General features: G+C 48.9%; 6 protein-coding genes and 1 pseudogene. 2 read left to right on the top strand and 5 right to left on the bottom strand.

What is annotated here, in order from left to right:
* On the top strand, positions 1 to 211 hold a 211-nt coding region (locus R8N28_RS17155), incomplete at its 5' end, for a hypothetical protein (RefSeq protein WP_206926156.1).
* Here the strand turns inward: R8N28_RS17155 and R8N28_RS17150 are convergent.
* The 3 genes from R8N28_RS17150 to sul2 are packed head-to-tail and all read right to left on the bottom strand — an operon-like array spanning position 183 to position 2,698.
* Positions 183 to 1,019 carry an aminoglycoside O-phosphotransferase APH(6)-Id gene (locus tag R8N28_RS17150; protein WP_000480968.1) on the bottom strand — a complete coding sequence of 279 codons (837 nt, stop codon included), beginning with the start codon at positions 1,017 to 1,019 and terminating at the stop codon, positions 183 to 185. The genes R8N28_RS17155 and R8N28_RS17150 overlap by 29 nt on opposite strands.
* Positions 1,019 to 1,822 carry an aminoglycoside O-phosphotransferase APH(3'')-Ib gene (gene aph(3'')-Ib, locus R8N28_RS17145; protein WP_001082319.1) on the bottom strand — a complete coding sequence of 268 codons (804 nt, stop codon included), beginning with the start codon at positions 1,820 to 1,822 and terminating at the stop codon, positions 1,019 to 1,021. Before aph(3'')-Ib ends, R8N28_RS17150 begins: the two co-directional genes overlap by 1 nt.
* 60 nt (positions 1,823 to 1,882) lie before the next feature.
* Complete coding sequence (sul2, locus tag R8N28_RS17140; protein WP_001043260.1) at positions 1,883 to 2,698, bottom strand: sulfonamide-resistant dihydropteroate synthase Sul2; 816 nt, start codon at positions 2,696 to 2,698, stop codon at positions 1,883 to 1,885.
* Between the two features lie 470 nt (positions 2,699 to 3,168).
* Between sul2 and R8N28_RS17135 the strand changes: the two are divergent.
* Positions 3,169 to 4,152, top strand: a pseudogene (locus tag R8N28_RS17135) (DUF4158 domain-containing protein); the annotation flags it as partial.
* On the opposite strand, the gene R8N28_RS17130 reads toward R8N28_RS17135, so the two are convergent.
* Together R8N28_RS17130 and R8N28_RS17125 are read right to left on the bottom strand one after the other, a co-directional pair.
* Complete coding sequence (locus tag R8N28_RS17130; protein ID WP_180824602.1) at positions 4,141 to 4,680, bottom strand: hypothetical protein; 540 nt, start codon at positions 4,678 to 4,680, stop codon at positions 4,141 to 4,143. The pseudogene R8N28_RS17135 and the gene R8N28_RS17130 overlap by 12 nt on opposite strands.
* A 4-nt stretch (positions 4,681 to 4,684) precedes the next feature.
* A complete protein-coding gene (locus R8N28_RS17125; protein ID WP_261393505.1) occupies positions 4,685 to 5,680 on the bottom strand; it encodes a tyrosine-type recombinase/integrase in 996 nt (331 codons plus the stop codon).
* Positions 5,681 to 6,000: the final 320 nt, after the last annotated feature.

Raw genomic sequence — 6,000 nt, 5'->3', positions numbered from 1 at the left:
GGTTGATGAAGTACTGCCTGAACAACCCATGCGTCAGTGGGTGTTGAGCTTCCCGTTTCAGCTGCGTTTCCTGTTTGGGGTCGTTTGCGGGAAGGGGCGGAATCCTACGCTAAGGCTTTGGCCAGCGATATTCTCCGGTGAGATTGATGTGTTCCCAGGGGATAGGAGAAGTCGCTTGATATCTAGTATGACGTCTGTCGCACCTGCTTGATCGCGGCCGCGATAGCTAGATCGCGTTGCTCCTCTTCTCCATCCGCGTTCCAAGCTGCGGAAAGGCACCCATAAGCGTACGCCTGGTCGAGCAGGCGACGCGGATCGACGTCCAGCGCACGAGAGAATGCGTCCGCCATCTGTGCAATGCGTCTAGGATCGAGACAAAGGTCGTCTCTGTCAGCCGGATCGTAGAACATATTGGCGGCGCCAAAGCCCACTTCACCGACCAGACCGACGGGATCTATCACCAGCCAGCCGCGACTGGAGAACATGATGTTTTCATGATGCAGATCGCCATGTAGCCCACGCAGTTCCGAGGCATTGCTCATCATTTGATCGGCTATAATCGCCGCGTGGACGTAGTCAGTTTGACAACCTGCGTTTTGATCATCGCGCGCCCGCTGAAACAAAGCTGCAAAGCGATCCCGGATCGGGAGAAGGGCAGAAGGCAGGGGTTCCTCAGATGCGGCATACAGCTTCGCCATTAGTTCCGCTGCAATTTCGGTCGCCTGGTAGTCGCCGTGCTCGGCAACGATGTGAGAGAGCATTCGCTCCCCGGCATATTCGAGCAACATCAGATTGTTCTCACGACCGAGCAACCGGACTGCTCCCCTCCCATTGCGCCATACCAGATAGTCGGCCCCGCGCAGTTCATCAGCAATGTCTTCTATAGGTTTCAATCCCTTGACGATTGCAGGAGTCCCGTCTGGCAATGAAACTTTCCAAACGAGGCTGGAAAAGGTGTCCGCAATGAGAACAGGTTGCGAAACGTGCCAATGAGCAGGAAAAACAGGCGGCATGAACATCAACCCCAAGTCAGAGGGTCCAATCGCAGATAGAAGGCAAGGCGTTCGCGGTCGGGGGCTTCGATCCCCAATACATTGAATAGGACAGCGAAGGCGCGCTCTGCTTCATCTGGCGCTGCCCAGTTCTCTTCGGCGTTAGCAATCATGAGTGCCAAATCGGCATAGCGATCTGCTGTTCCGAGCCGCCCAAGGTCGATCAGACCCGTGCATTGAAGAGTTTTAGGGTCCACCATGAAGTTCGGCATGCAGGGATCACCATGGCAAACAACCATATCGGTGCGCTCTTGGTCGAGCCGCACCGGTAGCTCTCGTTCGACACGAGCCAAAAGATCGAGCTGCGGCGTACTCTTGTCCTCGTCCGGTAAGAAGTCGGGATTGACGGCATTGCGGGACACCACATCAACGGCGCGTCCGAACATTCGCGACAGCCTGCGCTCAAACGGACATTGATCAACCGATAGGCTGTGAACAGCGCCAAGTTGCTGCCCCATTGACGGCCACGCTTTGAGCAAATCCGCTCCAGACAGATCAGCCGCCGGTACTCCCGGAATTGCCGTTATCACCAAGCATGCACCCTCCTGTTCCTCCTGCCAGTTGATGACCTCGGGGCAAGCCACACCTCGACCTTTGAGCCAAATGAGGCGGTCACGCTCTCCAGCGAGCTCACCGCGGCGGGAAGCAGGTGCGATTTTCGCGAAGGCATGCCCGTCACCACGTCGAAAAACAAAATCACCAGATTCTCCGCCTCTGACAGGCAACCAGTCAGAATGCGATTCACCAAAAAAAATATTAGTTCGATTCAATGGAGGTTCCTTCAGTTTTCTGATGAAGCGCGAATATAGAGAAATATCCCGAATGTGCAGTTAACGAATTCTTGCGGTTTCTTTCAGCGCCGCCAATACCGCCAGCCCGTCGCGCAAGGGGCGCGGCTCGTGTGTGCGGATGAAGTCAGCTCCACCTGCGGCGGCGGCAAGCTCTGCAGCGAGTGTCGCGGCCCCGACATCCCCCGGACCACGGCCTGTGAGCGCGCGCAGAAAGGATTTGCGCGAAACAGACAGAAGCACCGGCAAATCGAAGCGCAGCCGCAATTCATCGAACCGCGCCAGCACCGAGAGCGAGGTTTCGGGAGCAGCCCCCAGAAAAAACCCCATGCCGGGATCAAGGACAAGGCGGTTGCGTTTGATACCGGCACCCGTCAGCGCCGCGATGCGCGCGTCAAAGAACGCCGCAATGTGATCCATGATGTCGCCAGCGGGTGCCTCGCGCCGATCTGCCTGCCCGTCTTGCACCGAATGCATAACGACGAGTTTGGCAGATGATTTCGCCAATTGCGGATAGAACGCAGCGTCTGGAAAACCGCGAATATCATTGAGATAGGCCACACCACGCGACAAGGCATAGGCTTGCGTCGCGGGTTGATAACTGTCGAGCGAGACGGGAATGCCATCTGCCTTGAGCGCGTCCAGCACCGGCGCGATACGCGCGATTTCTGTGTCGGACGAAACAGGCGCGGCGTCGGGATTGCTGGATGCCGGACCGAGGTCGATCACATCTGCCCCCTCGGCCATCAGCTTACGCGCCTGCGCAATGGCTGCGTCTGGCGCCAGATACCGGCCTCCATCGGAGAAACTGTCCGAGGTTATGTTGACGATGCCGAAAATGATGAGCGATTTATTCATGGGGGCTTCTATAATAATAATAATCGAGCATGAGTCTCATACGGATGCTCGGGTCGAAAGGGAATCCCCAGGCGAGTAACCTGTTTGCGGTGATCCATTAGCTGCAGGAGCAGAATAGCATACATCTGGAAGCAAAGCCAGGAAAGCGGCCTATGGAGCTGTGCGGCAGCGCTCAGTAGGCAATTTTTCAAAATATTGTTAAGCCTTTTCTGAGCATGGTATTTTTCATGGTATTACCAATTAGCAGGAAAATAAGCCATTGAATATAAAAGATAAAAATGTCTTGTTTACAATAGAGTGGGATACAGACACGCTTGATATGTTTGGAGATGGGGTTCTAGGGATTTTCCCCTCTAAAAAGACTTAATCCTCTGTAGACCACACCAATAAATGGCTGCGGAGGTGGGTTACTACTTATAAGTGTGGCAAATTAGGTAAATATCGTACATTTAATACGGAACAGCCCTGATATGGCCATCAAAAACGAAATTACTATTCTCACGAGAGCAGAACAGGCAGATCTTTATTCCCCACCCATTTTTTCAATCGAAGAACAACGTCTGTACTTTTCTCTGAACGATGCGGAATTGGCAGTTTTTCGGTCAATTCGTCTCAGAGCTCATAGATGTTACTTTGTCGCGATTTTGGGATACTTCAAATCAAAGCCCGTCATCCTAGATATCGCTTACTCGCAGGTTTCTAAGGATTTAATGTTCATCAGTAAAGAGCTGCTTGGCGGCAAGGGGCTCAGACCATTCACTCCCTCACAAAAACAAAAAGATCGACTCTACGCAAAAGTATTAGACCTTGCTGGTTATCACAAATGGGACGAAAGTCAGCACTTCAATTCTCTTTTCGACCACCTTGTTCAGGTGGGCAATGCCTGGCTGGAGCCGCGTTACCTCTTTGATACTGCTATTGAATTCCTAACCAGTCACAGCATTGCTATCCCTAGGTACACCGTACTCCAGAGACTGATAAGCAGAGCGATGCAGCAGGTCAGAAAAGACCTGGCGCACCAACTTAATCAACTCACCAGTCCTGAACTTCACGTCTTTCTGGACAGCATAACAGCCATTGATGACGGACTAAGCCTGAACCAGCTCAGAGGCGGTGCAAAAAGTCTGACCGTACCTGAACTTAAAAAAGAGCTTGCCCTTTATCATCAGTTAGCGCCATGGCGCACGCAAATCAATGGCGTTATCGATGGGCTTAATCTGTCTCTTAAAAATCGACAACACTTCGGTGAGCTCATCAACTATTACGGTAGTAAACTCAAACGATTCAAACGCGCACAGCAGCATCTATGGTTGCTATGTCACCTGACAGAGCGGATACAACTGGCACTGGAACGGTTAACTGATGGGTTCATTTACCATATCCGCAAGCAACAAGAAGCTGCCAACACCTTTGCACAACAAGCAGTGTTCCTGTCCTGGCAGTCAGCCGCGGACTGACACATCAAAATCAAGCACTGGAAGCATCGAGTCGAGATTCATCTTTTTTTGAAGAGCTGAGGATTCCAACAAACCAAACTCTTCACCATTATGATACTGAAATTGGTATTTTTTAGGCTCACTAGCAATGTCAACTAAGCGCCGTAACTCACCTGAGTTACCAGCGTAATAAAGATATCCAGCCTGACTAAAAGGGTCGAACTTCTTAATGTCGCAAAATGCAATGTAAGTCTTTAAGGCGCTTAATTTAACTACTAGAGACCATGCATTGGTTTCATTTTTCTTCTCTTGATCAACCCATCTTTTTAGCTTTTGCATTCTTTCCAGTCGAGAGGGTTTAGCTAATGGTTTTTTGGGATCACACTGTTCATGACACCAATAAATAAAATTGTGTCTTGTGCTGTTTAGCACCCCTTCTGGCCGTATATCAACGATCAAATCTAATGAAGTAACATTTTTCTTAGTAATCGGCGGAGCGGGTGATTTATTTTGATTTCTCGATGCTGCTAATCGACTTTTTGCCATATCATCACCTCAGCGATTGTTGTGCGAATTGATTTTTACGCTGAGCGAATTCCAACCATGTTTTATTGTCATTCATGTAGTTAACGTATTTTTGAGTGGTAGAGGTGCTTTCATGCCCCATCAAATCAGCCAGCTCCTGTAACAAAGCCTCGAAGGGCTTACCTGTTTCCATATGTTTGCTGTACAGCCAGTCGGTTGCGAAAGTGGCTCGTAAGTCATGAGGGGCAAAATAAATATCAAGCCCACAGTGTGTCAAATCATTGCGGATAGTTTCCACATACTTTTGAATGGTGTTTGGAGCGTAGATATTGCCATTCGATTTAACGAATAAGTGGTTATGGCGAAGTAATCCTTTTTCAATAGCCTTCTTCCTCGCCTTACTTAACTTGTACTCGTACAACAGATCCATGACACTGGCTGGGATTTCAATTGTTCTGTTTTTTTTGAACTTGGTTAAGCAACCGTTAATATTCTCACCAATTTGCACCTTAACTACTTTAGCTTTTGGCTTGTCCACGACAGAGGCAGGAAATGTTATTAATTCCTCCAATCTCAATCCCGTTTCAGTTTTTAAGTACACCATTAGGGCTTTAGTGTCAGATGAATTTTCAATATCAAGGTGTTTATAAAGCTCTTGTTTTTCATCTTCACGAAGTGGGTTAAGCTCTCGAATATCAGCATCTTGAGGTTTTTTTATGTTCTTAAATGGTCTAGTGAGACCTGTGGTGTATACAATAATTTCCTTACTGTGACTGCGATTGAGATGTGAGAGCATTTCATGTTGTGCTCTGTTTCCTTTGTTGCTTATGCGAACAGTCTTTGCCTTAAACTCAAATGGTCGAAAGGTTTTGCTGATTGAAATGATCCGCTGGCGATGAAGGAAGATGAAGTAATTGACAACTTTCAAAACATAGTTAGAGGCTGTACTTGGAGAACCACCGACTTTTCCAGTTTCATCCTTGGTATAAAGGTTTTCCAATAAATAGTCTCGATATCTCACGATTGGACTTTCCTCTACCTTCTCGGTGCAGTCATATATTGTTAACGGAGGTTTTTCATCAACCAGAAGGCCAGTCCTTGGGTGTGTATGTTCGGGGATTTCCGTGCTCAACCACCGATAGAAGCTCAATAACGCAACTGCATGGGATTGAATCGTCTTATCGGAGGATATATCTGGATCTGCCAACAAAGAGTGAAGATATAGATTCACTGGCACCACATTGATACCATCGGGGTCTATTAAAATTGGAAGTTTATGAGCAAATGGTTTTGAGTTGTCCCTAACGTCATGGATGATCTCGCCACTGTCTGTCAGGGTGT

This window comes from Vibrio sp. Vb1554 (assembly GCF_033344235.1).
The sequence above is the reverse complement of the archived record's forward strand: the minus strand, read 5'-3'. Positions and strand labels throughout refer to the sequence as shown.